Source organism: Pseudomonas sp. WS 5027 (genome assembly GCF_012985695.1).
Lineage (GTDB): Bacteria > Pseudomonadota > Gammaproteobacteria > Pseudomonadales > Pseudomonadaceae > Aquipseudomonas > Aquipseudomonas hygromyciniae.
The window spans coordinates 1-1,124 of sequence record NZ_JAAQWU010000054.1 but is presented as its reverse complement, the minus strand read 5'-3'; the positions used below and the strand labels follow the sequence as shown (position 1 = coordinate 1,124).

The window sequence follows — 1,124 nt, the reverse complement described above, 5'->3', positions numbered from 1 at the left end:
CGTTGGGCTGCAAAGCAGCCCCAATAAGCCCGCCGCATTTCTCCAGATAAACCGCGATTCCCGGGTTTAGGGCTGCTTCGCAACCCAGCGCGGGGCAAGCCCGCTCGCCACAACCGTGGTATCTGCTTGATATCGCCGGTTTGGTCAGCAACTCGCTGATGACCGGCAGCAGCGCCGGGGCGATGTGGTTCTTTGCCGCCAGCCTGGTGCTAAGTTGTTTGCTGGTGATCGCCCTGCCGGCGAAGTTGGTCAACCGTTAAAGGCAGTACCGCACGCCCCTGCAGGAGCTGACGCCCCCCTGTGGCGAGCGGGCTTGCCCCGCGCTGGGCTGCGAAGCAGCCCCAATAAGCCCGCCGCATTTCTCCAGATAAACCGCGATGGCCGGGTTTAGGGCTGCTTCGCAACCCAGCGCGGGGCAAGCCCGCTCGCCACAACCGCGGTATCTGCTTGATATCGTCGGCCTGGTCAGCAACTCGTTGATGACCGGCAACAGCGCCGGGGCGATGTGGTTCTTTGCCGGGAACCTGGTGCTCGGTTGTTTGCTGGTGATCGCCTTGCCGGCGAAGTTGGTCAACCGTTAAAGGCAGTACCACACGCACCTATATGATCTGGCGCCCCCCCCTGTGGCGAGCGGGCTTGCCCCGCGCTGGGCTGCGCAGCAGCCCCAATACGCCCGCCGCATTTCTCCAGATAAACCGCGATGGCCGGGTTTAGGGCTGCTTCGCAACCCAGCGCGGGCGATGCGGCGTTCCGACAAGCCCGCTCGCCACAACAGCGGTATCTGCTTGATATCGTCGGCCTGGTCAGCAACTCGTTGATGACCGGCAGCAGCGCCGGGGCGATGTGGTTCTTTGCCGCCAGCCTGGTGCTAAGTTGTTTGCTGGTGATCGCCCTGCCGGCGAAGTTGGTCAACCGTTAAAGGCAGTACCGCACGCACCTATATGAGCTGACGAACTCTCCCTGTGGCGAGCGGGCTTGCCCCGCGTTGGGCTGCAAAGCAGCACCAATAAGCCCGCCGCATTTCTCCAGATAAACCGAGATTACCGGGTATAGGGCTGCTTCGCACCCCAGCGCGGGGCAAGCCCGCTCGCCACAACCGCGGTATCTGCTTGATATCGCGGGTT

3 pseudogenes are annotated in these 1,124 nt (G+C 62.9%); all 3 read left to right on the top strand.

From position 1 onward, the window contains the following. Nucleotides 1-122: 122 nt before the first annotated feature. Nucleotides 123-260, top strand: a pseudogene (locus HBO09_RS28605) (MFS transporter); the annotation flags it as partial. A gap of 183 nt (nt 261-443) precedes the next feature. Continuing rightward, nucleotides 444-581 (top strand): annotated as a pseudogene (locus HBO09_RS28600) (MFS transporter); the annotation flags it as partial. A 200-nt stretch (nt 582-781) separates the two neighbouring features. Then, a pseudogene (locus tag HBO09_RS28595) lies at nt 782-919 on the top strand (MFS transporter); the annotation flags it as partial. Between the last annotated feature and the right edge of the window lie 205 nt (nt 920-1,124).